This is a genomic window from Nonomuraea rhodomycinica, from assembly GCF_013363995.1.
In the GTDB taxonomy this organism is placed as follows: domain Bacteria; phylum Actinomycetota; class Actinomycetes; order Streptosporangiales; family Streptosporangiaceae; genus Nonomuraea; species Nonomuraea rhodomycinica.
Genome location: NZ_JABWGO010000002.1, coordinates 117,690 through 142,383 on the forward strand (window position 1 = coordinate 117,690; position 24,694 = coordinate 142,383).

The window sequence follows — 24,694 nt, forward strand, 5'->3', positions numbered from 1 at the left end:
TCCCTGGGGGCGCGCCAACCGCTACAGGGGGAATGATGGACGAATCCAATCACTGGTACGGGCACTCCCGCATACTCGCGCGGTACTGCGGGCTCCCGGACGACGTTCCCCGCCGAATACAGGGATTCGTCCAGCATGGCTGGAACTATCTCCACGGATACCCACCGAACGACCATTGGTGCACACCGGGATATCCCCGGTTCATCTGGGCCGACGTGCTGCGTCGTCGCGGCTGGTCGATGGGGCGCCGCGGCCATTACCTGATCGGCGCGCCGTGGATCTACCTCCTGGACCTGGAGCCCGAACTCGGCCTCATGCCGGAAGAAGAGCGGGAAGGCACGATCTGGTACCCCTTCCACGGCTGGGAGAAGAACGCGGTGATCGGTGATCACGGCCGGCTCGCCGCGCACATCCGCGAGGTGGAAACCGGTCCGGTGACCGTATGCCTTTACTGGCTCGAATTCGCAAATATCGGTATTAGGGCGGCGTACGAGTCGGCCGGATTCCGCGTCATCTGCCACGGCAGCCGCGGCTCCCGATGGGACGACACCGGCCGCGACTTCCTGCGGCGCCAGCTCACCGAGCTGCGCCGTCACCGCAGAGTGGCCTCCAACCGGCTCGGCAGCGCGCTCTTCTACGGCGCGTCGGTGGGCTGTGACATCGCCGTGTACGGCGATCCGATGCAGTTCGAGGGCGAACGCCCCGAATACGGAGGTACGGCCCGTCGCATGCGGCTCTGGCCTGAGCTGCACGGCGAGCACGTCGACCGTGGCCTGGCCGCCGAGGCCGCGCGGCGGGAGCTGGGATTCGACTACCAGGCGACACCTGAGGAGCTACGGCGTATGTTCGGCTGGAAGCGGGTGCGATGCGCATGACCGAGGCGCCCGGCAACGTCCGATTGATCGGCGGCGAGATGCTGCTGTGGTCCGACGCCGACGCGGCCACCGACTGGCGCGGCGCCGGGCTCGAACTGGTCCGGCGGCTCGTCCCTCCCGGCGGGAGGGTACTGGTGGCCGGGCCGCACCCGAAGGGGCTCATCGGCGCGGTGTCCGGCGCGGCCTCCTCGGTGGCCGTGCTCGTGCGGTCCTACCCCGACGCCTGCGCCCTCGGCGAGCGTCACCCCGCGCTGGACGTCCACTGCGGGCGGCTCCGGGCGCTCACCGGGGTCCAGCCGTACGACCTGGTGCTGGCCCTGGACGGCCTCGAACGCACGCACTCCGCCGAGGAGCAGGCGCCGCCGTGGCGGGCTTCGCTGCACGCCCTCGCCGCGCTCGTGGCGCCGGGCGGGCGGCTCGTCCTCGCGGTGCCGAACGACCTCGGCGTCGACCGGTTCGTGGACGCCCGGCCGCCCGACCGTGAGGGCGCCGACGGGCACTGGGAGCCGCACGGCTTCGACCCCAGCCATCCCGGTGGCCCGGAGGCCCTCGACGCGGCGCTGGAGGCGGCGGGGCTCCTGCCCGAGCGGTGCTACGCCGCGTACCCGTCACGGCGCGCGCCCCGTGCCCTGTTCGGACGTGAACTCCTGCGCGAGGACCTGCCCGAGGCGCTCACGGTGCCGCTCACCGCGCCCGGCGGCGACACCATGCTCGTGGCCGACCCGCTGCGGCTGACCCGGCTGGCGTTCCGCCACGGGCTGGGGGAGCACCTGGCGCCTCTGTGGCTCACGGTGGCGACCCGTCCCCGGAGCGCCGCCGCCCCCGATGCCGTCACCGTCCCCGATGCCGTCACCGCCGGCCACGCCGACGGGGCGGACCGCACCGCCCTCGACGCCGACGAGCCACTCGTCACGGCCGCCGAGGAGGATCCTCACGGGGCGGGCGTCGCGGTCGAGGACGATGCCTACGGGCTGGACGCCGCGGATGCCGAGGAGGCGCCCTACGCGTCGCAGGTCGTGGCCGAGCACGCCTACGCGCCGGACACCGTGATCGAGGACGCCTGCGCCCCGGCGGTGGCGGCCGAGCACGCCTGCGCGCCGGACGTCGTGATCGAGGACGACCGCGCGCCGGACGTCGTGGCAAGGGACGCCTGGGAGCCGGCGGTCGAGGCCGAGGCGCCCCGTGACGTCCTGCCGGAAGGGCTGGTCGAGGTCGGCCGGGCCCTGCACGAGGTCACCGCCACCTCCACCAGGCGCCTGCCCGGCGGGACCGCGCGCCCCATCCCGCGCGGCCGCATCGTCGAGGAGGTGCTGGTCGAGGCGTGCGCCCGTGAGGACGTGCGCGCGGTCCGCGACCTGCTGGCCGCACTCGCCGCGTGGGTGGCCGACGGAGGGGACGCCCCCGCCGACAACCTCGTCTGGGACGGCGAGCGGTTCACCGCCATCACCCCGGTTCCCGCCCCCGGGAGCCCGGTGCCCGGGAGGGTGGTGCTCTGCCGGATCCTGTGGCGTTTCGCCGTACGGCTGCTCGCGGCGGGGCACCACCACCCGTGGCCGTGGCCGCTCGACGCCGGGCAGCTCGCGCTGACGCTCTGCGGCATGGCCGGTCAGACCTGCGACCAGGACGACCTCGACCGGGCCCGCAAGCTGGAGGCCGAGCTGGGGCAGCCCATGGGGCCCGCCGAACTGGCCGGGGCCGCCCCCACGTACCGCGACCTGCTGAGCGCCCGCGACCGGATGACCGAGCAGCTCACCGCCGCGCTGGCCCGGATCGCGCGCCTGGAGACGAAGCTGAGCTACCGCGAGCGCGAGCTGGTGCGCACCCGCGCCAAGTTGCGCAAGAGCCAGCGGAAGTCGGCCGCGCTGCGCCGGACGCTCGGGTACCGGCTGTCCCGCCGCCTGTCCCGCCCGCGCCGGGCCGCCCGCAAGGTCCTGCGCCTCCTGTCCCGCTGAGGCCCGTGTCGAGCCCGCGCGTCGAGCCCGCATGTCCGTCACGTACGGGAAGCCCGCGCGGGAAACACGCGCGGGAAACACGCGCGGGAAACACGCGCGGGGAGCCCGCGCGGGGAGCCCGTACGGGGAGCCCGCGCGGGAAGCCCCCGCGTGAGGCGCCTTCCTCCGAAGAGTCCCGCAACCCCACGGCCCGAGAAGAGAAGGTGGTTTCGTGCCGATCCTGTCGGTGGTCGTCCCGTTCCACGACGTCGAGGAGTACCTCGGTCCCTGCCTCGACTCGCTGACCACGCAGACGCTGCGCGATCTCGAGGTGATCTGCGTCGACGACGGCAGCCGCGACGGCGGGCCCGCCCTGGTCGAGGCCAGGCGGGCGGCCGACCCTCGGGTGCGCCTCGTCCGGCAGCCCGGCGGCGGTGTGGGACGGGCGCGCAACATCGGCGTGCGGCACGCGACCGGCCGCTACCTGGCGTTCGTGGACGGCGACGACCTGGTGCCCCGGGACGCGTTCCGCCGCCTGGTGGCGTCACTGGAGTCCACCGGCTCGGACCTGGCCTGCGGCAACGTCATGCGCCTCCACCGCGACCAGCTCGTGCCGTCGTGGGCGCACCGGCAGGCGTTCGCCAGGCGGCTGGAGCGGACCCACATCACCCGCCACCCGCTGCTGGTACGCGACCGCATGCTGTGGAACAAGGTCTACCGGCGCTCCTTCTGGGACGCCCTCGCCCTGACGTTCCCGGAACGCCTTTACGAGGACCAGCCGGTGGCCATGGCCGCGCACGTGGGCGCGACCTCGGTGGACGTGCTGAAGGCCGTCGTCTACTACTGGCGCAGGCGCGACTGGTCGGTCACCCAGCGCAGCCTGGAGCCCGGCAACGTGCGCGACCGCCTGCTGTCGGTGCTGGAGACGTCGGCGCTGCTCGCCCGCCGGGCGCCGGGCGTCAAGCCGCGCTTCGACCGCGACACCCTCGACATCGACATGAGCGTGGCGGTGGAGGCGGTGGCCCGCGCGGGGACGGCGGCCGACCCGGCGATCCTGGACCTCGCCGCCCGCTACCTCGACGGCGTCACCCCGGACGACTGGCTGAGCCTGCCGTACCCGCGACGGCTGCTGACGCACCTGCTGCACCGGGGGCGGGTGGAGGAGCTGGCGGCGGTGTTCGCGGACGAGAAAGAGGGCCGCCTGTGGCCGCCCCTCGTCTGCGCGGGGTTCGGGCCGGGCGGCAGGCGCTGGTACGGCCGGCACCCCGGCCTGCCCGCGCACCTGTCGGAGGTGACGGACGAGCTGCACCTGAGGACGCGGCTGCTGTCCGCCGGCTGGCGGGACGGCCTGCTGCGCGGCGAGGGCTGGATGTCGGTCGGCCGGTTCGACCCTCGGGGCCTGGGGCGGGCCCGCGTCCGCGTGTGGCTCAGGGAACGCGGCACGGGCGACACCGTGCCCCTCTCGGAGGAGACGGTGATGCCGGCCAGCCGCGACCTCCCCCAGGAGGACGGCCGGGTGACGGCCGAGCACGGCTTCCCGTTCGGCTTCACCTTCGACCCGGCCACGCTGTCACCGGCGCGGCTGGCCCGGCGGGGCCACTGGGAGCTGCGCGTCGAGCTGCGGACCGGAGGGCTCGGGGCCGGAGGGCTGTGGGGCGGAGCGCTCTGGGCCGGAGGGTTGCGGGCCGGCGGCCTGCGGGCCGGGGGGCTGCGGCTGGAGGCCAAGGTCGCGGGGCCCCGGTGGCTGCCTCCGGCGGTGCCGCCGCCGGTGCGCAGGGCCGGCTCCTGGCTGGTGCCCGTACGGGCCGGCAAGGGGGTGTGGGGGCTGCGGGTGCGCCGCGCCGAGGCGCTGATCGGCGAGTGCCGGATCGAGGGCGGCGACCTGCTGGTGGCGGGTGAGCTGGCCGACCCGGGCGACGGCGAGCCGGTGCTGCGGCTGATCCGGCGCGGCGACGGCGAGGAGGTCTACTTCCCGGTCACCCTGGACGGTCACGCCTTCAGCGGCCGGATCCGGCTCGGCGACATCGAGGCGCCGGTGGGCCGGGTGCCGCGCTGGGACGTCCTGCTCGATCAGGGCAGGAAGATCCGCCCGCTGGTACGGACCCGGGCCCGCCCCGCCGCGACCGTGGCGGGCCGCAGGTTCGTGGCCGACCGGGGCGAGGACGGCTGCCTGATGCTCGTGGAGCACTGCCCGCCCATGTGAGCTCAGCCCAGGACGGCCAGCAGGCACTCCACGACCCGGTCCTGCTGGGCGTCGGTGAGGCCGGGGAAGAGCGGCAGCGACAGCTCCTCCGCGTAGTACGCCTCGGCCCGCGGGCACATGCCGCGCCGGTAGCCGAGGTCCTCGAAGACGGGATGCCAGTACGCCGGGATGTAGTTGACCTGCGCCCCGATGCCGGCCGCCCGCATCCGGTCGTACACCTCGCGTCTGCGCCCGCCGCCGATCCGCACGGGGTACAGGTGCCAGGCCGGCTCGACGTACGGGAGCCGCTCCGGCAGCCGCAGCCCGGCCACCCCGGCCAGCAGCGCGTCGTAGCGGGCCACCAGCTCGGCGCGGCGGGCCAGGAACGCGGGCAGCCGCCCGAGCTGGCTCAGGCCGAGCGCGCACAGCACGTCGGGCAGCCGGTAGTTGAGGCCGAAGTCGTGCACCTCCTGGTGCCAGCCGCCGTGGCCGGGGTCGCGCTGCTCGGCCGGGTCGCGCACCAGCCCGTGGTTGCGGAAGCGCGCCGCGCGGGTGAACCGCTCGCCGTGGGGCAGGGCCAGCGCCCCGCCCTCGGCGGTGGTGACGGTCTTGGTGGGGAAGAACGAGAACGTGGTGACGTCGGCCAGCGACCCCACGGGCCGGCCCTTGTAGGAGGCGCCGAGGGAGTGGGCGGCGTCGCCGACGAGCAGCGCGCCGGCCCGGTCGGCGACGGCGCGCAGCTCGTCGTAGTCGGCGGGGTGGCCGGCGTAGTCGACGGCGGTGACCGCCCTGGTACGGCCGGTGACGGCCGCGCCGGCGGCGTCGGGGTCGAGGTTGCCGGTGTCGTCGCGGACGTCGGCGAAGACGACCCGCGCGCCCCGCAGCGCGGCCGTGGCGGCGGTGGCCACGAACGTCAGCGGCGAGGTGACGACCTCGTCGCCCGGGCCGACGCCGGCGGCGGCGTAGGCCACGTGCAGGGCCGCGGTGCCGGAGGTGACGGCCAGGCAGGGGACGCCGCCGGTCCAGCGGGCCAGCCCCGCCTCGAACGCGGTGACCGCGGGCCCGGTGGTGAGCCAGTCGCCGCGCAGCACCTCGGCGACGGCCCGGACGTCGTCCTCGGTGATCGACTGCCGGCCGTAGGGGATCACCAGCGGCCGTCCGCGAGCATGCGGCGCAGCTCGTCGGCCGACAGCCACAGGTCGTTGGTGTCGGAGCGGTAGGCGAAGCCGTCGGGCAGCGGCTCGCCGTCGGCCGGCGGTTCGTACCCCCACGTGGCGATGGCGGGCCGGACGACGTAGCGGTCGCCGAGCCGCAGCGTGCGGCGCCCGTCGTCGGGCCCGATCATCTCCTCGTGCAGCTTCTCGCCGGGCCGGACGCCGACCTCGTAGACGGGGGCGTACGGCGCGACGGCGTCGGCCAGGTCGGTGATGCGCATGCTGGGGATGCGCGGCACGTACAGCTCGCCGCCGCGCATGAGGTCGAAGGAGTCGACGACGAAGCGCACCGCCTGGTCGAGGGTGATCCAGAACCGGGTCATGCGCTTGTCGGTGATCGGCAGGCTGGCGCCCTCGGCGGCCAGCCGCTGGAAGAACGGCACCACCGAGCCGCGGCTGCCGACCACGTTGCCGTAGCGCACGACCGCGAAGCGGGTGGCGTGGCCGGCCGCGTAGTGGTTGGCCGACACGAACAGCTTGTCGGCCACCAGCTTGGTCGCGCCGTAGAGGTTGACCGGGCCGGACGCCTTGTCGGTGGACAGGGCGACGACCTTGCGCACGCCGCTGTCGATGGCGGCCTCGACGACGTTCTGCGAGCCGGTGACGTTGGTGCGGACGTACTCGAACGGGTTGTACTCGGCGGTGTCGACCTGCTTGAGCGCCGCGGCGTGGACCACGAAGTCGACGCCGTGCATGGCGCGGGTGAGCCGGTCGCGGTCGCGCACGTCGCCGATGAACCAGCGCAGCCGCCGGTCGTCGCCGAAGGTCTGGCGCGCCTCCCACTGTTTGAGCTCGTCGCGGGAGAAGACCACCAGGCGCCGCACGTCGAGGACGTGCAAGGCGTGGCGGATGAAGGCCTTGCCGAAGGACCCCGTGCCTCCGGTGATCAGTACGGACGATCCGCTCAGAATGCTCACGTGACCCCCTGAATCGTGTTCACGCCCTGTAGTCGCCGGAGCTGAGCCGGTAGCATAGCGCGATCGTTCAGCAACGCACGGTCACACGGGGGAATGGGGCTTCAGTGCGGATTGTCGGAATCATTCAGGCACGGACGGGTTCCACGCGCCTGCCGGGCAAGGTCCTGCGCGACCTGGGCGGCCGGTCGGTGCTGAGCTGGGTGGCCCGGGCCGTACGGCAGGCGGACGCGGTGGACGAGCTGGTGGTCGCCACCACGACCGAGCCCGCCGACGACGCGGTGGTGGCCGAGTGCCTGCGGCTCGGCCTCGCGTGGCACCGGGGGCCGGTCGACGACGTGCTCGGCCGCTTCCAGCAGACGCTGGAGCTGCACCCGGCCGACGCGGTGATGCGCTTCACCGCCGACTGCCCCCTGCTCGACCCGGCCATCGTCCGCGAGGCCGCGCTGGTCTACCGGGCGGTGCCCGGCCTCGACTACCTGAGCACGAGCCTGACCCGCACGCTGCCGCGCGGCCTCGACGTGGAGATCGTGAGCCGGGAGGCGCTCGCGCGGGCCGGGCGGGAGGCGACCGCCCACCACCGCGTCCACGTCACCTCCTACGTCTACACGCACCCGGGCGCGTCGCGGCTGCTCGGCCTGGCCTACGCCCCGCCGGCCGCCGACCTGCGGGTCACGCTCGACACCGAGGACGACTGGGCGCTCATCTCGCGGGTGGTGGCCGCCTTCGGCGACCGGTGCCTGCCGTACGCGACGCTCGTGGGCTGGCTGCGCGCCCGGCCGGAGATCTGCCGGCTCAACGCGCACGTCCAGCAGAAAGCGCTGCAGGAGGCATGATCGGCCGGGTCGGCGTCCGTTGCGACGCCGGCGCCGGCAGGGGCGTCGGCCACCTGGTGCGCTGCGTGGCGCTCGCCGAGGAGCTGCGCGGGCGCGGCGTCGAGGTCAGCTTCCTGGGCGACCTGGCCGGTTCGGCGTGGGCGCGGGCCCAGCTCCTGGCGCGCGGGCTGCCGCTCGTCCCGGCCCCCGCCGAGCCCGGGCGGCTCGCGGAGCTGGCGGGCGACCTGCGCCTCGACGCGGTCGTGCTCGACTCGTACGACCTGGCCCCCGGCACGGGCGCGCGGGTCAGGCAGACGGGCGCGGCCGTGCTGGCGATCGTCGACGGAGACCCGCTCGGCCAGGAGGCCGACGTCTACCTCGACCAGAACCTCGGGGCCGAGCTGCGGCCGTTCCCGCTGCTCGCCGAGCGGCTGGCCGGGGTGCGCTACGCGCTGCTGCGCGACAGCGTCCGCCGGCTGCGCCGGGTGGCCGGGCCGCGCCGTGACGTGCCGCGCGTGCTGTGCTTCTTCGGCGGCACCGACAGCGCGGGCGTGACGCCGGCCTGGGCCGAGGCGCTGGGGGCGACCGGCCTGCCGTTCCGCGCGACGGTGGTGAGCCCGCGGCCGTTCGCGGCGGACGGGCCGATCACCGTCATCCCGCCCACCGACCGGCTGCCCGAGCTCATGGCGGAGGCCGACCTCGTGCTCACCGCCGCCGGCTCGACCATCTGGGAGCTGCTCTACCTCGGCGTGCCGGCCGCGCTGACCTGGGTGACCGGCAACCAGCTCATCGGCTACGAGGCGCTGGTGGGCGGCGGCATCGCGGCCGGCCTCGGCCCCGCGCCGGGCGCCGCCGCCACCGAGATGCTGGCCCGGCTGCTCGCCGACCCGGGGCTGCGCGAGGAGTACGGCAGGCGGGGCAGCGGCCTCGTGGACGGCAAGGGCCGCGAACGCGTCGCCGACGCCCTCCTCGCGCTCAGGTGAACCGTCAGATGCTCAGGTGAACCGTCAGATGAGGTCCCAGGTGAGCGGCGTGCCCGCCGGCACGTCGCGGGTGAAGCGGCGCCCCGTCACCTCGGCCAGCGCCGCCGGGGGCAGCCCGCCGGCGGGCCGGATGGAGCGGACGTTGCGCTCGGTCACCGGCTCGCCCGCCCGCACGCCGGTGACCACGTAGAGCGACCGGCGGAAGCGCAGCCCCTCCCGCTCCGACGGCCGCGGCCCGAGCCGGGCCTCGCCGAGCGCCTGCCAGGCCCGCTCGCTCTCCACGACCAGCGCCGCCAGCTCGGCCGGCTCCAGCGAGAACGCCGCGTCCACCCCGCCGCCCGCCCGGTCCGGCGTCACGTGCTTCTCGATGAGGCAGGCGCCGAGGGCCACCGCGGCGAGCGCCGCCCCGATGCCCGGCGTGTGGTCGGAGACGCCGACGACCGCGCCGGTGAGCCCGGCCAGCAGCGGCAGCCGCCGCAGGTCGCTCTCGGCGGGCGAGGCCGGGTAGGAGGCGGTGCAGGCGAGCACGGCCAGCTCGGCGCAGCCGGCCTCGCGGGCCGCCGTCACGGCCGCGTCGATCTCGCCGGCCGTGGCCATGCCCGTGGACAGCACGAGCGGCTTGCCGGTGGCCGCCACGAGCCGGATCAGCGGCAGGTCCACCAGCTCGGACGAGGCGATCTTGTACGCGGGGCAGCCGAGCTTCTCCAGCAGCTCGACGGCCGTCGGGTCGAACGGCGAGGAGAACACCACGAGCCCCAGCTCCCGCGCCCTGGCGAAGACCGGCTCGTGCCACTCCCACGGCGTGTGGGCCCGCCGGTACAGGTCGTAGAGCCGCTCGCCGCCCCACAGCTCGTGGCCGGAGCCGAGGCGGAAGGCCGGGCCGTCGGCGTCGATCGTGATGGTGTCGGGCCGGTAGGTCTGCAGCTTCAGGGCGTGGGCGCCGCTCGCGGCGACGGCCTCGACGATGGCGAGGGCGCGGTCGAGGCTGCCGTCGTGGTTGCCGGACATCTCGGCGACGACGAACGGCGGCTCGCCGGGGCCGACACGGCGGCCGGCGATCGTCAGGGGCCTCATACCCGCCTCCAGGTGGGTGGGCGGGTGAGCTCGACGGTCACCACGTCCACGGTCGTGCCGTCGACCACCCGCCGGTAGCCGCCGGTCTCCTTGAAGCCGAAGCGGTCGTGCAGGAGGCGGACGGCCTGGTTGCCGGCCAGCACCTCGCCCCGCAGGGTCGTCAGCTCCAGCACGTCGAAGGCGTGGCGGATCGCCGTGCGCTCGATGCCGAACCACGCGGTGATCATCTCGCCCCGCCGCTCCAGCCCGGCGAGGTCGAGGTAGAAGCCCCAGGAGGCGACCGGCCGCTCCGGGTCGAGCCCGGAGAAGGTCACCACGCCGCAGGCGGTCCCGCCGTGCTCGTAGATCAGCACCAGCCGGGACGGGTCGGCGCGCACCCCGGCCCACCAGCGGGCGTGCTCCTCCTCGCTGATCTCGTGGGTGGTGAAGCTGGCCTTGCGAACCCTCGGGTGGTTGCGCCAGCGGAGCATGGCCGGCAGATCGTCGTCGCGGACCTGTCTGAGCACCGGACCCCCTCACGCTCTGTGTCTGGTTACGTCCACACCGTAGCGGACTATGCGCCCGGTAAAGAGCTGATCAGGGTGGGGCATCGACAGCGGCCACCGGGCCATGGCGGCGGCATGCTGCCCTCGGACCCGTCCCCCGCACACAAGGAGCCCTGGCATGGCGCCCCTGGTCAGCGTCGTCGTCCCGTTCTACAACGTGGAGCAGTACATCGCGGAGTGCCTGGAGTCGCTGGCGGCCCAGACGCTGAACGACATCGAGGTCATCCTGGTGGACGACGGCTCGGTGGACGGCAGCCGCCGGATCGCGGAGGGGTTCGCCTCCCGGGACCCGCGCTTCACCGTGGTGCGCCAGCCCAACAGGGGGCCCGGCCCGGCCCGCAACGAGGGCGTCCGGTGGGCTCGCGGCTCGTACCTGGCGTTCGCCGACAGCGACGACGTCGTGCCGGTCGACGCGTACGAGGTGCTGGTCTCCTCGCTGGAGCGGACCGGCTCCGACCTGGCGTGCGGCGCGGTGCGGCGGATGGCCGACGGCGAGCTGTCGCCGTCGTCGCTGCACGACAAGCTGTTCAGGCGTGAGGTGCGGCGCACGCACATCATGGACCGGCGGGCGCTGGTCAGGGACCGCACGGTGTGGAACAAGCTCTACCGCAAGGAGTTCTGGTACGAGCACCGGCTGCGCTTCCGGCAGGGCATCTACGAGGACGTGCCGCTCAGCATGCGCGCCCACGTGCTGGCCGCCAGCGTGGACCTGCTGCCGGAGGTCGTCTACCACTGGCGCAGACGCGAGGCCGGGGGCGCCTCGATCACGCAGCGGCGGGCCGAGCTGCCCAACCTCGCCGACCGGCTGGAGGCCATCCGCGCCGTCCGGTCGTTCCTGCAGGAGGAGGCGCCGGAGCTGACCCGCTCCTTCGACGGCCTGGTGCTGGAGAAGGACATCGTCTTCCTGTTCCAGGCGTTGGAGCACGCCGCCGACGACGAGCTGGAGCCGCTGCTGGACCTCGCCCGCCAGTGGCTGGCCGTGCTCAGCCCCGCCGTGCTGGCCACCGCGCCGTCGTTGCGGCGGCTGGAGCTGCACCTGGTGGAGCGCGGGCTGGTCAAGGAGCTGCGCAGGGTGCGCGAGTTCAGGAGGTCGTCGGAGGAGGCCGCGCGGATCGTGCCGCGCGGGCTGCGCCGCGTCGGCTGGTACGGCGACTACCCGTACTTCCGCGACCGGTCGCTGCGCATCCCCGACGCGGTGTACGACGCCCGCGACGAGATCAAGGTGCTGGCCCGGGTCGAGGAGTGCCGGTGGGACGGCCAGGGCTTCGCCGTGGTCGGCGAGGTGGCCCTGCACCGGGTGGAACGCAGGCCGCGCAAGATCGAGGTGTGGCTGAGCGACGGCAGCCGCAAGGTGCCGCTGCCGTCGCGGCGGCTCGGGCCGGGCCGGCTGCTGGCCGAGATCGACCCGCGGCGGCTGCGCCGCGGCGGCCCCACGTGGCGCCTGCACGCGCAGGTGGAGACGCGCGGGCTGGTGATGGAGGGCTGCTTCCGCGACGGGGACGGCAGCCGGACCTGGCGGTTGTCCGTGCCGGGATGGTCAAGAACGGGCATGGACATCACCCAGTAGTTCCAGAGAGTGGTTCTGAGCTCACGGAGGGTAGTCATCCTGGAATCCATGAGGTCCTATTCGCTCGATGACGTCCACGCGGCACGCAAGCGGAGAGACTCCTGGTGGACCGTGTACCTCGTGGACCCGCTGGCCTGCCGGACGGCTCTGCTGGTGGCCAACCGGACGCGGATCACGCCCAACGAGCTCACCGTGCTGTCGCTGGTCATCGGCCTGGTCTCGGCCGTCTGCTTCGCCCTGGACCTGCTGGTCGCGGGCGCGGCGGCGTTCTACCTCAGCTTCATGGTCGACTGCGTGGACGGGAAGATCGCCCGGCTCAAGGGCACGGGGACGCCCTTCGGGCTCTGGCTCGACTACGTGGGCGACCGGGTGCGGGTGGTCCTCTGCGCGACCGGTCTGGCCTACGGCCAGTACGCGCTCACCGGCGATGTGCGGTTCATCCTGCTCGGCGCGGGGGTCGCCGTGCTCGACCTGTTCCGGTACGTCAACGCGCCGCAGATGAAGCGGGTGCGGGAGATCATCAGGGAGGCGCGGATCGAGGCCGCCGAGCTGAGGGAGGCCGCCCGGGTCTGGCACCGGGACTACGCGACGGCCGTCCGGGAGCCCGTTCTCGACCTGCGGATCACCGACGAGCCGTCGCTCGGCGAGGGCGACGACGAACCGGTCGGCGGCGCGGCCGTCGACGACGACGAGGCGGTGGAGCACGTGGTGGCCGCCGCCCGCCGGCGGGGCCGCAACCGCAAGTTCTCCCGGCGGCTCAACAGGTACCTCGCCCGCCGCCGGATCCGCACCCACGTGATCAGCGGCATCGAGTTCCACGCCGCGGTGTTCGTGGTCGCGCCGGTGATCGGCGTGGCCGCGCTGGTGCCCGTGTCCGCGGTCGCCGGGGTGCTGCTGCTCGCCAACGAGATCTTCCTTGTCCACCGGATGTGGCGCTTCACGCGCCGGCACACCGTGTCCTCCCGGCAGGAGAGCCGAGAGCACGTTCTCGTCTAAGTTTTCGGGGGTTAGTACGTAATGTCCGATCGGCCTGTCTTCGTCGTCGGCTGCCCGCGCTCCGGCACCACGATGCTGCAGCTCATGCTCCACTCCCACCCGCGCATGGCGGTCCCGCCGGAGACGCGGTACGTCGTGCCCGTGTACCAGCGCCGCCGCGAGTTCGGCGACATGCGCCTGGCCCAGCGCCGTGCCGCCCTCGCGGAGTGGATCGCGACCGACCGCACCACCAAGTTCAAGGAACTCAAGATCGACAAGGACGAGTTCGTCCGTGAGTGCGTCGAGGGCCCCGGCTCGCTCGGCTCGGTGATCGGCACGACGTTCCGCATGTACGCGGAGAGGTTCGGCAAGCCCCGCTGGGGCGACAAGCGGCCGAGCTACGTCAAGCAGGTCGACATCCTGCTCAGGCTCTTCCCCGACGCCCAGTTCGTCCACCTCATCAGGGACGGCCGCGACTGCGTCGCCTCCCTGAAGGAGATGCCCTGGTACACCCACAGCTCCTTCCACGCCATCTCCACCTGGGCCGAGGCCATGGACGCGGGCGTCAAGCTGCGCCGCACCCTGCCCGCCGACAGCTACTACGAGCTGCGCTACGAGGACCTGACCGACGACCCGTCGACCGAGCTGAAGAAGCTCTGCCTCTTCCTGGAGGAGGACTTCGACCCGGCCATGGTCTCGCCGCGCGAGGCGGCGCAGGTGGCCGTGCCCGTGCACAAGGTCTGGCACAGCAACACCCACAGTGACGTGCTGCGCACGCGGGTCGGGAGCTGGACCGGGCGGCTGGAGGGCTGGGAGATCTCGCTGGCCGAGCAGGCGCTCGGCGACCGGCTGGTGGCCAACGGGTACGAGCTCAGCGGCGCGCCCGCGCCGTCCAAGGAGCACGTCGCGAACCTCCAGCGGGTCATGCAGAAGCGCAAGGCCGCCCGCTCCCGCAAGCGCCTGCGCGACCGCTTCCAGCGGCTGCGCGAGCCCGGGCCGGTGGCGGCGCTGCTCACCTCGCGCCAGCGGGCGCTGGCCGGGCTGCCGCCGCAGCCGGCCGAGGAGAAGCGCCCGTCCGTCACCGCCTGACGCGCCCTTCCCCGAAGGGCTCCCGGGTTCATCGCCTGACGCGCCTTTTCGCCGAAGGGCTCCCGGGTTCATCGCCTGACGTGCGCGAACAGGGTCTCCCAGGCGTCCAGCACGCGGTCGGGGCGGAACGCCTCGGCCCGGGCGCGGGCGGCGGCGCCGAGCCGCCGCCGCTCCCGGGGCGAGCCGGCGAGCCGGCCCAGCTCCAGGGCGAACGCGCCGGTGTCGCCCGGCGGCACCAGCACCGGGCCCGCCGCGCGCACCCCGCCCGACACGTCGAACGCCACCGCGGGCACCCCGTGCGCCGCCGCCTCCAGCAGCGTCAGCGGCAGTCCCTCGTGCTCGCTGGTCAGCGCCACCAGCGAGGCGGCCAGGTATTCGCCGGTCATCCGCCCGGCGGGCACCCGCCCCCGGAACACCACCCGGTCGGCCACCCCCTCGCGCGCGGCGTGCGCCCGCAGCCGGTCCAGCTCGGCGCCGTCGCCGACGAGGTGCAGCTCCCAGGGCCGCGGCGCTCCGGAGGCCGCGAACGCGGTGATCAGCCGGTCGAACCGCTTGACCCCCTCCAGGCGGCCCACGCCCAGCACGCGCGGGGCCTCCAGCGTGGCGGCCCGCTCGGGCCAGGCGGGCAGCGGGTTGGGCAGCGACCAGGTGTTGGGCAGCAGCGCCCCTTCGGAGAAGCGCCAGGCGTCGTCCTCGCTCAGGAACACCGCCTGGTCCAGGGCCGGGTAGCGGCTGCGGATGGAGTCCAGGTGCCAGCAGCCGCCCGCGTGCTCGTACGAGCCGTGGTACTGGCCGATCGAGCGGAGCCCGTCCGGCAGCAGCGGCGCCACCCGGGCCACCACGCTCGGCGAGGTCAGCACCGCGAACCCCGGCGAGCAGTCGCGCAGCAGCCGGGCCAGCCGCCGGTCGGCCCGCGCCCGCGCCAGGCGGCCGGACCGGCCCGGCCGGGCCCGGCTGACCACGTGCCGCCGGTAGCGGGGCTCGGCCACGTACCGGAACGGCGCGGCGGAGCGGTGCAGGCCGATCACCCGGACGTCGTGGCCGCGCCCGGCCAGGCCCTGGGCGAGGGTGTGCGTGACCCGCTGGATCCCGCCCAGCGTGTCGGCGTCCAGGCACACGAAGACGACGTTCACGCGGCCCTCCCCGTCCCGGGTCCGCGGCCCGGGTCCTCGAAGAAGGCCGTCACGACCCGGGAGGCCGCGTCGCCGCGCTCGTCGGCGCACCACAGCTCGCGGAAGGCCGCGTACCGGGCCGCGTGGGCGGCGTGGACCTCGGCCAGGTCGCGCAGCCGGTCGATGAGCTCCCCGGTGGTCGTCACGCACGGGCCCGGGGCGATCGCCGGCAGGTCGTGATACACGCCGCGCTCACGCAGCCGGTAGTCGTCCCAGTCGTCGATGAGGAACAGCATCGGCTTGCCGGTGATCGCGTAGTCGCACATCACCGACGAGTAGTCGGTCAGCAGCGCGTCGGACGCCAGCATCAGGTCGTTGACCTCGGGATACGTCCCCGCCGGTCGGACGAAGTGCCGCAGGTGCTCCGGCACGGTGTACCGCTCGACCGGATGGGTGCGCAGGACCACCACCCATTCGCCGGCCAGCTCCTCGGCCATCAGCTCCAGGTCGGCCCGGACCGACGCGCCGCCGCTCTTGGCCCGGTCGCGGTAGGTGGGCGCGTACAGCAGGATCCTGCGGTCCGGCGGGATCTCCAGCCTGGCCCGGACGTCGGTCCGCGACACCCCGCGGACCAGCGCGTCGCAGCGCGGCGTGCCGTACCGGAGGATGGGGCCGGTGTAGCCGTTGGCGCGGGCGAACAGCCGCGAGAACTCCTCGCTGGGGGAGACGAGCGCGTCCCAGCGGGCGACCGCGGCGCGCCACACCTCGCGCGGCCGGTCGAAGTCGGAGCGCAGGTCGGGCGCGTCGAAGCCGATGGACTTGATGCCCTGCCCGTGCCAGGTCTGCAGATAGCGGGTACGGCGCGGCTTCGGGTAGTCGAGCGGGAAGCCGTGGCTGTCCACCCAGATGCCGGCGCGGGCCAGCGTCCAGACGTAGCGCCAGCTCCCGCGGCGCACCGCCCGCGACCCGGCGGGGACGTCCTCGCGGCCCCTGACCACCGACCAGACCGTCTCCACGGGCAGGCCACGCCGCTTGACCTCGTCGTGGACGGCGCGCGGGCTGCCCGTGCAGCCCTTGCCGACGTCCGACTCGAACAGGGCGAGGTCGCGGCGCGCCGGCAGCAGCAGGGTCAGCGCGCGGTAGGCCAGCAGCTTGTGGCGCGGCCGGCCGGCGAACCTGATCAGCCTGCGGGCGATCCGGCGCGGCAGCGAGCGGACGTCCCTGCGCTCGCGGGCCCGCAGGTACGCGGTGTGGCCGCACGGTTCGAGCCGCACGCGGCGCAGGTCGATCGGCCGGGTGCCGGGAGGGACGATGAGCCGGTCGCAGGTCGTGTGGCCGGTCGCGAGGCTGGTGAAGGCGATGCGCGGCTCGCAGCCCCGCCGCACCGTGAACGTCACCTCGGTGGTGTAGCCGCCCTCGCCCGACGGGGCGGGCCGGATCGGCACCTCCTCGCCGCCGAGCCGCAGGCATGCCCGCCACTCCAGCGGCAGCGCACCGAACGGGTCGTACGTCCGCACGGTCATGCGCACCCGCTCGCCCTCGGCGGACAGCTCCGTCACCTCGTGCCGCAGGCGGCTCGCGCTGAAGGGCAGCTCGGCCAGCCGCAGGGAGGTGATGTCCATGCCGGGGGAGACGGTGGTGCCCCAGTACGTGCGCCCGCCGGCCCGGACCGCGGCGCGCGGCGGGGCGTGGTGGCCGGTCAGCGAGCCGGCGGCCACCATGAGGTCGTCGATCCGGTCCTCCAGGATGAGATGGCAGCACACCCGGGTCATCGGGTCGAGCCGGCCGACCACCTCGGCGGGGATCCGCTCCATGTACGGCCGCACGACCGCCGCGAACTCCTTGACCCACACCCGCTCGCGCCGCGGCAGCGGGTTGAGGTAGACGCGCAGGTCCTGGCGCAGGAACCGCTCCTGCCGGTCCGGCACCAGGTCGGCCAGGCCGTGCGCGCGCAGCACGTCGTCGCTGCGCCAGGCGGCGACGAGCCGGTGACGGACGTTCTCCATCTCGCGGATCCGCAGCGAGATGCTGGGCGGGCCGCACGCGCCGTCGCGCACCCGGTGCCACAGGTAGACGGGCCACGGCACGACCGCGAAGCGGCGGGCGACGGCGTACGCCTCGGTGGCGAAGACGTGGTCCTCGTAGTGGATGTCCTCGGGGAAGCGCAGCCGGTGCTCGCGCAGGAAGGACACCCGGTAGAGCTTGTTGGTGGTGAACGAGTCGAGGAACAGGCGGGGCTCCTCGCGGATGCCGTCCACGACCCTCCGGGCGGCGAACAGCTCGGGGTAGTAGGGCTCGCTCCGGCCGGACCACTCGTACAGGCGCGAGATCTGGCCGGAGACGAAGTCGGCGCCGGTGCGCCGGATCTCGGTGAGCAGGCTCTTGCAGGCGTGCGGCGGCAGCTCGTCGTCGCTGTCGAGGAACATGACGTACGGCGCGGCCGCGGCGTCGAGCCCGTCGTTGCGCGGGGCGCCGCAGCCGCCGCTGTTGACCTTCCGGCGCAGGTGGCGCACGCGCGGGTCCGACCGTACGAGCTCGGCGGCCACGCGGGCGGTGTCGTCCGTGCTCGCGTCGTCGGCGATGATCACTTCCAGGTCGTGCTGCGTCTGGCGGAGGACGGAGCGCACGGCCCGGGGCAGGCGGGCCGCGTCGTTGTAGGTGATCACGACGACCGTGCAGTCCGGCATGCCGCCTCCCCCCGTGAGAGCGTCACGTGGGGAGGGGATTCCCGAAGTTCGGGGTAACTTGTCCGGATTTAAGGTGTTTTGGGGATATCTATCGCATCAGCCGCCTGATCGGCGGTCACCGCATCAGCCGCCTGATCAGCCAGATCGCGAACGCGAGCGCCACCAGCGCGCCCGCGACGGGCGCGAGCCGCTTCAGCAGCGGCGCGCCGGCGATCTCCAGCAGGTCCAGGGCCTCCTCGTCGGGACTGCGCGAGGTGCGCAGCGTGCCCGCCGGTCGCAGCTCCGGCTCCGGCTCGGTCTCGGGGACCGCGGTGAGATGCCGCTCGCCCGCCGCCGCCGGGGTGACCGGTCTGCCGGTGCCGGCCGCCCCGGCGGCCGGGGCCTTCGTCGGGGCCTCCGCCGGGGCTTCCGCCGAGGCGGGGACCGGGGCCGGGGCCTGTGGCTGTGCCGCCAGCGGAGCCTCGTGGGACGACTCGGCCAGCAGGTCGGCCAGGCTCGCCGCGAACCGGTCGATGAGCTTCTGGCCCACCTCCGCCATGACCCCGCGCCCGAACTGCGCGGGCCGCCCCGTCACCTGGAACGACGTCTCCACCGCCACGGCGGTCGTGCCGCCCGCGGCCGGGGTCAGCCGGGCCCTGACCGTGGCCGACGCCGTGCCGGCCCCGCGCGCCTCCTTGCCCGACCCCTTGATCGTGAGCGTGTGGGAGTCCTTGTCCACGTCCTCGAACCGGGCCGTGCCGCGGTAGGTCACGGTGATGGGCCCCACCTTGACCTTCATCCGGCCGGTGAACTCGTCGCCCTCGAAGACGTCGAGCGTCGCGCCCGGCAGGCACGGCGCCACGCGCTCGACGTCGAGCAGCACCGCCCATGCCTGCTCGACCGGGACCGGGACGGTGAACTCGTGCTCGAACCGCATCGCCATCGGAACGCTCCTCACCCTCGACACTACGTCCGTACGGGGACGCCCGGAAGGGGCGCCCCCGCTCGCGTCACGGCGCCCCGGCGGCCTTGCCGATCGCGCGGTAGGTCAGCACCTTGGCCAGGTGCCTGCGGTAGTCGGGCTGCGCGTGCAGGTCCGCCGGGGGCGAGGTGCCCTCGGCCGCCGCCTCGCAGGCCGGCCGTACCTGCTCGCCGACCTCCACGCCGCGCAGCGCGGCCTCGACCGCACGGGCCCGCAACGGCGTCGAGCCCATGTTCGTCAGGCCGACGCGGGCCTCCTGGATGGCGCCGTTGGAGCGCTTGACGGCCGCGGCCACGCCCACGATCGCCCACGCCTGGGCGGTCCGGTGGAACTTCTCGTAGTGGTAGCCCCAGCCCTCGCCCAGCTTCGGGATCCGCACCCCGGCCAGGATCTCGCCCGGCCGCAGCGACGACTCCAGGTAGTCCACGAAGAACTCCGCGGCCGGGATGTCCCGCTCGCCGCGCTCCGAACGGGCCACGAACACTCCGTCCAGCGCCAGCACCACCGCCGGCAGGTCGCCCGCCGGGTCGCCGTGCGCCAGCGAGCCGCCGAACGTGCCGCGGTGCCGCACCGCCGGGTCGGCCACCGTGGCGGTGGCCATCGCCACCAGCGGGCAGGCCGCGTTGACGACGGGTGAGCGCATCACCTCGTCGTGCGTGGTCATCGCGCCGATGTGGACGTGGTCGCCCCGGTCCTCGACGCCCGACAGCCCGGGCAGCCGGCCGATGTCGACCAGCGTCGTCGGGTACGACAGCCGCAGCCGCAGCAGCGGCAGCAGCGACTGGCCGCCGGCCAGCACCTTGGCGTCCTCGTCGGAGGCCAGCGCCTGGCACGCCTCCTCCAGCGAGTCGGCGCGCAGGTAGTCGAACCGCGCAGGGATCATGACCGCTCTCCTCCCCTGGTGCCCTGGACCGCCCGCCACACGCGCTCCGGCGTGCAGGGCATCTGGACGTCGCGGACGCCGCGCGGGCGCAGCGCGTCCACGACCGCGTTCACGACGGCCGGCGTGGAGGCGATCGTGCCCGCCTCGCCCACGCCCTTGACGCCCAGCGGGTTGCCCGTGGAAGGCGTCTCGGTGCGGTCCGTCGTGAAGGCCGGCAGGTCGGCCGCCGACGGCAGCAGGTAGTCGGCCATCGTCGCGGTCAGCAGGTTGCCGTCCGCGTCGTACACCGCCTCCTCGAACAGCGCCTGGGCGACGCCCTGCGCGATGCCGCCGTGGACCTGCCCCTCGACGATCAGCGGGTTGACGACCTTGCCGACGTCGTCCACCGCGACGTACGAGCGGATCTTGACCATGCCCGTCTCGGTGTCCACCTCGACCGCGCACAGGTGGGTGCCGTGCGGGAAGGAGTAGTTGTCCGGGTCGAACGTCGCGTCGGAGTCCAGCCGCGCCTCGACGCCCTCGGGCAGGTCGTGCGCCGTGAACGCGGCGAACGCCAGCTCCTGGATCGTCTTGCTCGCCCCGGTGCCCCGCACCTTGAACGCCCCGGCCTCGAACTCCAGGTCGTCCGGCGAGCACTCCAGCAGGTGCGCGGCCAGCTTCCTGGCCTTGTCCTTGACCTTCTCGCACGCCTGGAGCACCGCGACGCCGCCGATGACCAGCGAGCGCGAGCCGTAGGTGTCCATGCCCTTGTGCGCGACCGCCGTGTCGCCGTGCAGCACCGTGATGTCGTCGAACGGCACGCCGAGCGCGTCTGCGGCGATCTGGCTCCACGACGTCACGTGCCCCTGCCCGTGCGGCGAGGTGCCGGTGATGACCTCGACCTTGCCGGTGGGCAGCATGCGCACCGAGCCGTGCTCCCAGCCGCCGGCGCCGTAGTTGGCCATGCCGAGCAGGCGCGACGGCGCCAGGCCGCACATCTCGGTGTAGGTGCTGACGCCGATGCCGAGCTGCACCGGGTCGCCCCTGTCGCGCCGGTCGGCCTGCTCGGCCCGCAGCTTGTCGTAGCCGAACAGCGCCATCGCGCGCTCCGTGGCCGCCTCGTAGTTGCCCGAGTCGTAGGTCAGTCCGGAGACCGTGGTGTACGGGAACTCGTCGTGCCGGATCCAGTTGCGCCGCCGCGCCTCCAGCGGGTCGATCCCCAGCTCGGCGGCCAGCTCGTCCATGACGCGCTCGATGGCGTACGTCGCCTCCGGCCGGCCCGCGCCCCGGTAGGCGTCGGTCGGCATCTTCGTGGTGAAGACGCCCGTGCAGGCGAACTCGTAGGCGTCCATCTTGTAGATGCCGTTGAACATCGACGCCCCCAGCATCGGCACCCCGGGGGTGACGAGCATGAGGTAGGCGCCCATGTCGGCCAGCAGCTCCACCCGCAGGCCGCGGATGCGGCCGTCGGCCTCGGCCGCCAGCCGTACGTGCTGGATCTGGTCGCGGCCGTGGTGGACCGTCAGGTTGCCCTCGCTGCGCGACTCGCTCCACTTGACCGGGCGGCCGAGCCGGCGGGTCAGCAGCAGGCACAGCACCTCCTCGGCCGTGACCTGGAGCTTCGAGCCGAAGCCGCCGCCCACGTCCGGCGCGATGACCCGCAGCCGGTGCTCGGGGATGCCGGTGGTGACCGCCAGCATGACCCGCAGCACGTGCGGGATCTGCGTGGACGACCAGAGCGTGAACGTGTCGCCGTCGGTGCTCGCGAGCACCGCGCGCGGCTCCATCGCGCTCGGGATCAGCCGCTGCTGGATGTAGGTACGGTCGATGAGCACCGGCGCGTCCCGGAACGCGGCCTCCACGTCGCCCGAGGTGATCGTGGTGCTGAACGCCTTGTTGCCGCTCTCGTGCACCTTCGGGCTGTCGGGGGTGAGCGCGTCGTGCATGTCCATGACCGCCGGCAGCGGCTCGTAGTCGACCTCGACGGCCTCCAGGGCGTCGGCGGCCCGGTAGCGGTCGGTGGCCACCACGCACGCCACGGCCTCGCCGACGTAGCGCACCTCCGACACCGCCATCGGCGGGTGGTCGGGGATCACGATGTCCTCGCTCACCGGCCACGCGCACGGCAGGCTGCCCTGCTCGTCCGCGAAGTCCCGGCCGCTGAAGGCCGCCAGCACGCCGGGCAGCTCCCGCGCGGCCGAGACGTCCACCCGGGTGATCCGGGCGTGCGCCATCGGGCTGCGCAGGAACATCACCTGGACCATGCCCGGCTGCTGGAGGTTGTCCGTCCAGCGGGTGTGCCCGGTCAGCAGCCGGGCGTCCTCCTTGCGCCTGCGGGCCCGGCCGATCTCCCGGCGGCCCGACGGCTCGGCGACCTGGCCGCTCTCCGCGATCTGCTCGCCGACCAGTCCGGCGTCCAGCTCGGTCATGACGTCCGCACCTCCTGCCCCATCTCCTGGGCGCCCCGCTTCACCGCGCGCACGATGTTGCAGTAGCCGGTGCACCGGCACAGGTTGCCCTCCAGGCCGTGCCGGATCGTCTCCTCCGACGGGTCGGGGTCGTTCCTGAGCAGGTCGATCGCCGCCATGACCATGCCCGGCGTGCAGTAGCCGCACTGCAGTGCGTGCTCCTCGTGGAAGGCCCGCTGCATCGGGTGCATGGACCCGTCCGCGCCGAGGCCCTCGATCGTGACGACGTCGCAGCCGTCGGCCTGGACCGCGAGGACGGAGCAGCTCTTGGCGCTCCTGCCGTCCAGCATCACGGTGCAGGCTCCGCAGTTGCTGGTGTCACAGCCGATGGGTGTGCCGGTCTTGCCCAGCCGCTCTCGTAGGAGGTGGACGAGGAGGAGCCGTGGCTCCACGTCCTCCTCGTACCTGATCCCATCGACGGTGATGGTGATGCGGGGCATGAGTCCTCCCTCGACGCGGGGGGGAATAAGTGGATAAATGCCAAATTACGCCGGGCTTTTTCCCGGTCAAGGGTTCACTTACCCCGTACCACTCGTTCCCACGACCCCGCGGAGGCGGCCGCGTCCCCGGAGGGGACGCGAGGCTCAGCGGCGTCTGGCGATCCTCGCGATCACCGCGACCAGGCCGGAGAAGCCGAGCCCGACCACCACGAGACCCACCAGCGCCAGCGGGTCCTTCAGCCCGCCCGTCAGCACGAGCGCGCCCAGCGCCACGAACAGCATGCCGCTGAGCAGCGCCATCCAGTCCGTGCGGTGGGTGCCGCGCACCGGCTCCAGCTCCTCGCCCGCCTCACGCTCACGCGGCACGGCGCACCTCCATGTCGCCGAAGCCGCTCCTCAGGTTCAGCACGATGGTCGACACCGGTTCCTTGGTCGTCGTCTCGGGCTCCAGCACCTTGTCGAAGCGGATGTCCGTGCCGCCCCTGATCGACTGGTCGATCTGGATGTCGCCCACCTTGTTGCTCGCGTGCACCTCGACCCGGGTCTCCGACGGCACGATCACGGTCAGCTCGCCGAGGTTGACCCGCGCGTTCAGGGTCAGGCTCGTGCCGGGCGCCATCCTCAGCTCCGACAGGTCCAGCCGGCCCTCGCCCAGCGCCACCTCGTACGGGCGGTCGGCCTCCGCGGCCGTGCGCGGCGTCCACACGTAGTCGCCGACGTTGCGCGGCAGGCCGCCCACCATCATGGCGAAGGCCAGCAGGAACGCCACGCCGGTGCCCGCCGCCACCAGCCCCGCGCCGCGGCCCCACCAGGCGGCGACCAGCAGGCCGACGCCGATCGTCACGAGCACGGCGCCGCCGACGACGGCCGGGCTCACACCCGCGCCCGAGCGGGCTTGGACGGCCACGATGATCCCTCCAACGATGAACGCCAGCAGCACGGTGATGGGGCCGATGAACGACGGGGGCCGCCGCGGCCTGCGGGGCCGCGGCACGGGCCGGCCGTACAGGACCGGGTCGTAGGGGGAGTAGCCGGCGCCGGCGCCGGCGCGTCTGCGCGGGTCCAGCGGCTGGTACGCCTCACCCGGCGAGAACGGGGGGAACGGCGGGCGCGGCGGGAACGCGTCGCGCGGCCGCTGCGGGCCGCTCGGCTGGAACGGGCCCCGGGGCGCGAACGGCTCGGCCGACGGCGAGGCGGCCCTGGCGGCGCTCTCGGCGGCCGGCGGCTCCTCGGTGCGGAACTCGGGGGCGTCCGGAGCGTCCGCGGCGGGCGCGGCCTGGTCGGGAGCGGCGGCCTGCGCGGGGGCGGCGGCCTGCTCGGGCGCGGCGCTCGCCGCGTGTCCGGAGGGCGGCGCCGCGTACTCCTGGGCGGACGGGCCGGCCGTCCCCTGGGCGAAGGCCCGCGTGACGCCCTGCGACGGCGATCCCGGCTGGTACGGACGGGAGGCGGCCGGCGCCGGCGGGTAGACCGGCGGCGGCGGGTAGGCGCCCGGCGCCGGGCGGCGGTTGAGCCGCTCCGGCATCGAACGGAGCAGACCGAGCAGGTCCACGCCCCTGGAGTGCGCCGCGAGCAGCGAGACCGCCAGCAGCAGGCCCACCACCAGCGTGCCCGTGTCGAGCCAGACCGTCGTGAGGTTGATCGCCAGGCCGAACCCGAACACCGCCGTGAGCAGCGCCATCACGGTCTCGGCGTCGAAGTCGCGCCGGGTCCACTGCTCGATCCAGCCCGGCCGGCCGTTCGGCTCCTTCATGAGCAGGAACGCGGCGATGTAGAGGAACATGCCGATGCCCGAGCCGAACAGCAGCATCGCGAACCCCACCCGGAACACCACCGGGTCGATCCCGGTCTGCCGCCCCAGCCCGGCGCAGATGCCGAGCAGGAAACGCCCCTCGGAGCTGCGTCGCAGCGACCGGGGAGGCGCGGCGGGCGTCTTCGGCGGTGCCTCTGTCATGCCCCTATCGTGGCCCGGAGCGCGGCGGGCCGCATCCGGGACACCCCTG

At 74.0% G+C, this 24,694-nt stretch carries 20 protein-coding genes; 8 read left to right on the forward strand and 12 right to left on the reverse strand.

The window, feature by feature from the left end:
• Positions 1-215: 215 nt before the first annotated feature.
• The 3 genes from HT134_RS11660 to HT134_RS11670 all read left to right on the forward strand — a co-directional run bounded on the left by HT134_RS11660 (position 216) and on the right by HT134_RS11670 (position 5,009).
• Positions 216-875: a hypothetical protein gene (locus tag HT134_RS11660; RefSeq protein ID WP_246364364.1), complete on the forward strand. Its 660-nt coding sequence runs from the start codon at positions 216-218 to the stop codon at positions 873-875.
• The gene (locus tag HT134_RS11665; protein WP_175600381.1) at positions 866-2,827 is read left to right on the forward strand and encodes a class I SAM-dependent methyltransferase; all 1,962 of its coding nucleotides are present in this window, start codon (positions 866-868) and stop codon (positions 2,825-2,827) included. The genes HT134_RS11660 and HT134_RS11665 overlap by 10 nt, the downstream gene beginning before the upstream one ends.
• Before the next feature lie 211 nt (positions 2,828-3,038).
• The gene (locus HT134_RS11670; RefSeq protein WP_175600382.1) at positions 3,039-5,009 is read left to right on the forward strand and encodes a glycosyltransferase family 2 protein; all 1,971 of its coding nucleotides are present in this window, start codon (positions 3,039-3,041) and stop codon (positions 5,007-5,009) included.
• A gap of 2 nt (positions 5,010-5,011) precedes the next feature.
• On the opposite strand, the gene HT134_RS11675 is transcribed toward HT134_RS11670, so the two are convergent.
• Together HT134_RS11675 and pseB are read right to left on the reverse strand one after the other, a co-directional pair.
• Complete coding sequence (locus HT134_RS11675) at positions 5,012-6,136, reverse strand: DegT/DnrJ/EryC1/StrS family aminotransferase (protein ID WP_175600383.1); 1,125 nt, start codon at positions 6,134-6,136, stop codon at positions 5,012-5,014.
• Complete coding sequence (pseB, locus tag HT134_RS11680) at positions 6,133-7,119, reverse strand: UDP-N-acetylglucosamine 4,6-dehydratase (inverting) (RefSeq protein ID WP_312888083.1); 987 nt, start codon at positions 7,117-7,119, stop codon at positions 6,133-6,135. Before pseB ends, HT134_RS11675 begins: the two co-directional genes overlap by 4 nt.
• A 104-nt stretch (positions 7,120-7,223) precedes the next feature.
• On the opposite strand from pseB, the gene HT134_RS11685 reads away from it, so the two are divergent.
• Both HT134_RS11685 and HT134_RS11690 read left to right on the forward strand, forming a co-directional pair.
• Positions 7,224-7,952 (forward strand): cytidylyltransferase domain-containing protein, encoded by a 729-nt coding sequence (locus HT134_RS11685; protein ID WP_175600384.1) that lies wholly within the window; start codon positions 7,224-7,226, stop codon positions 7,950-7,952.
• The gene (locus tag HT134_RS11690) at positions 7,949-8,914 is read left to right on the forward strand and encodes a PseG/SpsG family protein (RefSeq protein ID WP_175600385.1); all 966 of its coding nucleotides are present in this window, start codon (positions 7,949-7,951) and stop codon (positions 8,912-8,914) included. The genes HT134_RS11685 and HT134_RS11690 overlap by 4 nt, the downstream gene beginning before the upstream one ends.
• A 24-nt stretch (positions 8,915-8,938) precedes the next feature.
• Here HT134_RS11690 and pseI read toward each other — a convergent pair whose 3' ends face one another.
• Together pseI and HT134_RS11700 are read right to left on the reverse strand one after the other, a co-directional pair.
• Entirely contained in the window at positions 8,939-9,988 is a 1,050-nt protein-coding gene (gene pseI / locus HT134_RS11695; RefSeq protein ID WP_175600386.1) for a pseudaminic acid synthase, read from the reverse strand.
• On the reverse strand, positions 9,985-10,494 hold the full coding sequence (locus HT134_RS11700) for a GNAT family N-acetyltransferase (RefSeq protein ID WP_175600387.1): 510 nt from the start codon (positions 10,492-10,494) through the stop codon (positions 9,985-9,987). The genes pseI and HT134_RS11700 overlap by 4 nt, the downstream gene beginning before the upstream one ends.
• A 157-nt stretch (positions 10,495-10,651) precedes the next feature.
• Between HT134_RS11700 and HT134_RS11705 the strand changes: the two genes are divergently transcribed.
• From HT134_RS11705 to HT134_RS11715, 3 genes are read left to right on the forward strand one after another with little or no spacing between them, the layout of a single operon-like run.
• The gene (locus HT134_RS11705; RefSeq protein ID WP_175600388.1) at positions 10,652-12,100 is read left to right on the forward strand and encodes a glycosyltransferase family 2 protein; all 1,449 of its coding nucleotides are present in this window, start codon (positions 10,652-10,654) and stop codon (positions 12,098-12,100) included.
• 48 nt (positions 12,101-12,148) lie between these two features.
• The gene (locus tag HT134_RS11710; protein ID WP_175600389.1) at positions 12,149-13,096 is read left to right on the forward strand and encodes a CDP-alcohol phosphatidyltransferase family protein; all 948 of its coding nucleotides are present in this window, start codon (positions 12,149-12,151) and stop codon (positions 13,094-13,096) included.
• Between the two features lie 21 nt (positions 13,097-13,117).
• The gene (locus HT134_RS11715; RefSeq protein ID WP_175600390.1) at positions 13,118-14,164 is read left to right on the forward strand and encodes a sulfotransferase family protein; all 1,047 of its coding nucleotides are present in this window, start codon (positions 13,118-13,120) and stop codon (positions 14,162-14,164) included.
• Positions 14,165-14,232: 68 nt separating this feature from the next.
• Here HT134_RS11715 and HT134_RS11720 read toward each other — a convergent pair whose 3' ends face one another.
• The 8 genes from HT134_RS11720 to HT134_RS11755 form a co-directional block, all read right to left on the reverse strand.
• Positions 14,233-15,297: a glycosyltransferase gene (locus HT134_RS11720; protein ID WP_175600391.1), complete on the reverse strand. Its 1,065-nt coding sequence runs from the start codon at positions 15,295-15,297 to the stop codon at positions 14,233-14,235.
• A complete protein-coding gene (locus HT134_RS11725) occupies positions 15,294-17,963 on the reverse strand; it encodes a bifunctional glycosyltransferase/CDP-glycerol:glycerophosphate glycerophosphotransferase (RefSeq protein WP_175600392.1) in 2,670 nt (889 codons plus the stop codon). The genes HT134_RS11720 and HT134_RS11725 overlap by 4 nt, the downstream gene beginning before the upstream one ends.
• Positions 17,964-18,078: 115 nt before the next feature.
• Positions 18,079-18,885 carry an SRPBCC family protein gene (locus tag HT134_RS11730; protein ID WP_175600393.1) on the reverse strand — a complete coding sequence of 269 codons (807 nt, stop codon included), beginning with the start codon at positions 18,883-18,885 and terminating at the stop codon, positions 18,079-18,081.
• Positions 18,886-18,952: 67 nt separating this feature from the next.
• The gene (locus HT134_RS11735) at positions 18,953-19,807 is read right to left on the reverse strand and encodes an FAD binding domain-containing protein (RefSeq protein ID WP_175600394.1); all 855 of its coding nucleotides are present in this window, start codon (positions 19,805-19,807) and stop codon (positions 18,953-18,955) included.
• The gene (locus HT134_RS11740; protein WP_175600395.1) at positions 19,804-22,215 is read right to left on the reverse strand and encodes a xanthine dehydrogenase family protein molybdopterin-binding subunit; all 2,412 of its coding nucleotides are present in this window, start codon (positions 22,213-22,215) and stop codon (positions 19,804-19,806) included. Before HT134_RS11740 ends, HT134_RS11735 begins: the two co-directional genes overlap by 4 nt.
• Positions 22,212-22,694, reverse strand: coding sequence for a (2Fe-2S)-binding protein (locus tag HT134_RS11745; RefSeq protein ID WP_175600396.1), 483 nt, complete (start codon positions 22,692-22,694; stop codon positions 22,212-22,214). Before HT134_RS11745 ends, HT134_RS11740 begins: the two co-directional genes overlap by 4 nt.
• Before the next feature lie 144 nt (positions 22,695-22,838).
• On the reverse strand, positions 22,839-23,060 hold the full coding sequence (locus HT134_RS11750) for a hypothetical protein (RefSeq protein WP_175600397.1): 222 nt from the start codon (positions 23,058-23,060) through the stop codon (positions 22,839-22,841).
• Positions 23,050-24,645, reverse strand: coding sequence for a PspC domain-containing protein (locus HT134_RS11755; protein WP_175600398.1), 1,596 nt, complete (start codon positions 24,643-24,645; stop codon positions 23,050-23,052). Before HT134_RS11755 ends, HT134_RS11750 begins: the two co-directional genes overlap by 11 nt.
• Positions 24,646-24,694: the final 49 nt, after the last annotated feature.

Coding starts and splice junctions, on each gene's coding strand:
- HT134_RS11665 (WP_175600381.1), top strand. CDS start 866: ATGCGCATGACCGAGGCGCCCGGCAACGTCCGATTGATCGGCGGCGAG.
- HT134_RS11690 (WP_175600385.1), top strand. CDS start 7,949: ATGATCGGCCGGGTCGGCGTCCGTTGCGACGCCGGCGCCGGCAGGGGC.
- pseI (WP_175600386.1), bottom strand. CDS start 9,988: ATGAGGCCCCTGACGATCGCCGGCCGCCGTGTCGGCCCCGGCGAGCCG.
- HT134_RS11705 (WP_175600388.1), top strand. CDS start 10,652: ATGGCGCCCCTGGTCAGCGTCGTCGTCCCGTTCTACAACGTGGAGCAG.
- HT134_RS11710 (WP_175600389.1), top strand. CDS start 12,149: ATGAGGTCCTATTCGCTCGATGACGTCCACGCGGCACGCAAGCGGAGA.
- HT134_RS11715 (WP_175600390.1), top strand. CDS start 13,118: ATGTCCGATCGGCCTGTCTTCGTCGTCGGCTGCCCGCGCTCCGGCACC.
- HT134_RS11725 (WP_175600392.1), bottom strand. CDS start 17,963: ATGCCGGACTGCACGGTCGTCGTGATCACCTACAACGACGCGGCCCGC.
- HT134_RS11730 (WP_175600393.1), bottom strand. CDS start 18,885: ATGGCGATGCGGTTCGAGCACGAGTTCACCGTCCCGGTCCCGGTCGAG.
- HT134_RS11735 (WP_175600394.1), bottom strand. CDS start 19,807: ATGATCCCTGCGCGGTTCGACTACCTGCGCGCCGACTCGCTGGAGGAG.
- HT134_RS11740 (WP_175600395.1), bottom strand. CDS start 22,215: ATGACCGAGCTGGACGCCGGACTGGTCGGCGAGCAGATCGCGGAGAGC.
- HT134_RS11745 (WP_175600396.1), bottom strand. CDS start 22,694: ATGCCCCGCATCACCATCACCGTCGATGGGATCAGGTACGAGGAGGAC.
- HT134_RS11755 (WP_175600398.1), bottom strand. CDS start 24,645: ATGACAGAGGCACCGCCGAAGACGCCCGCCGCGCCTCCCCGGTCGCTG.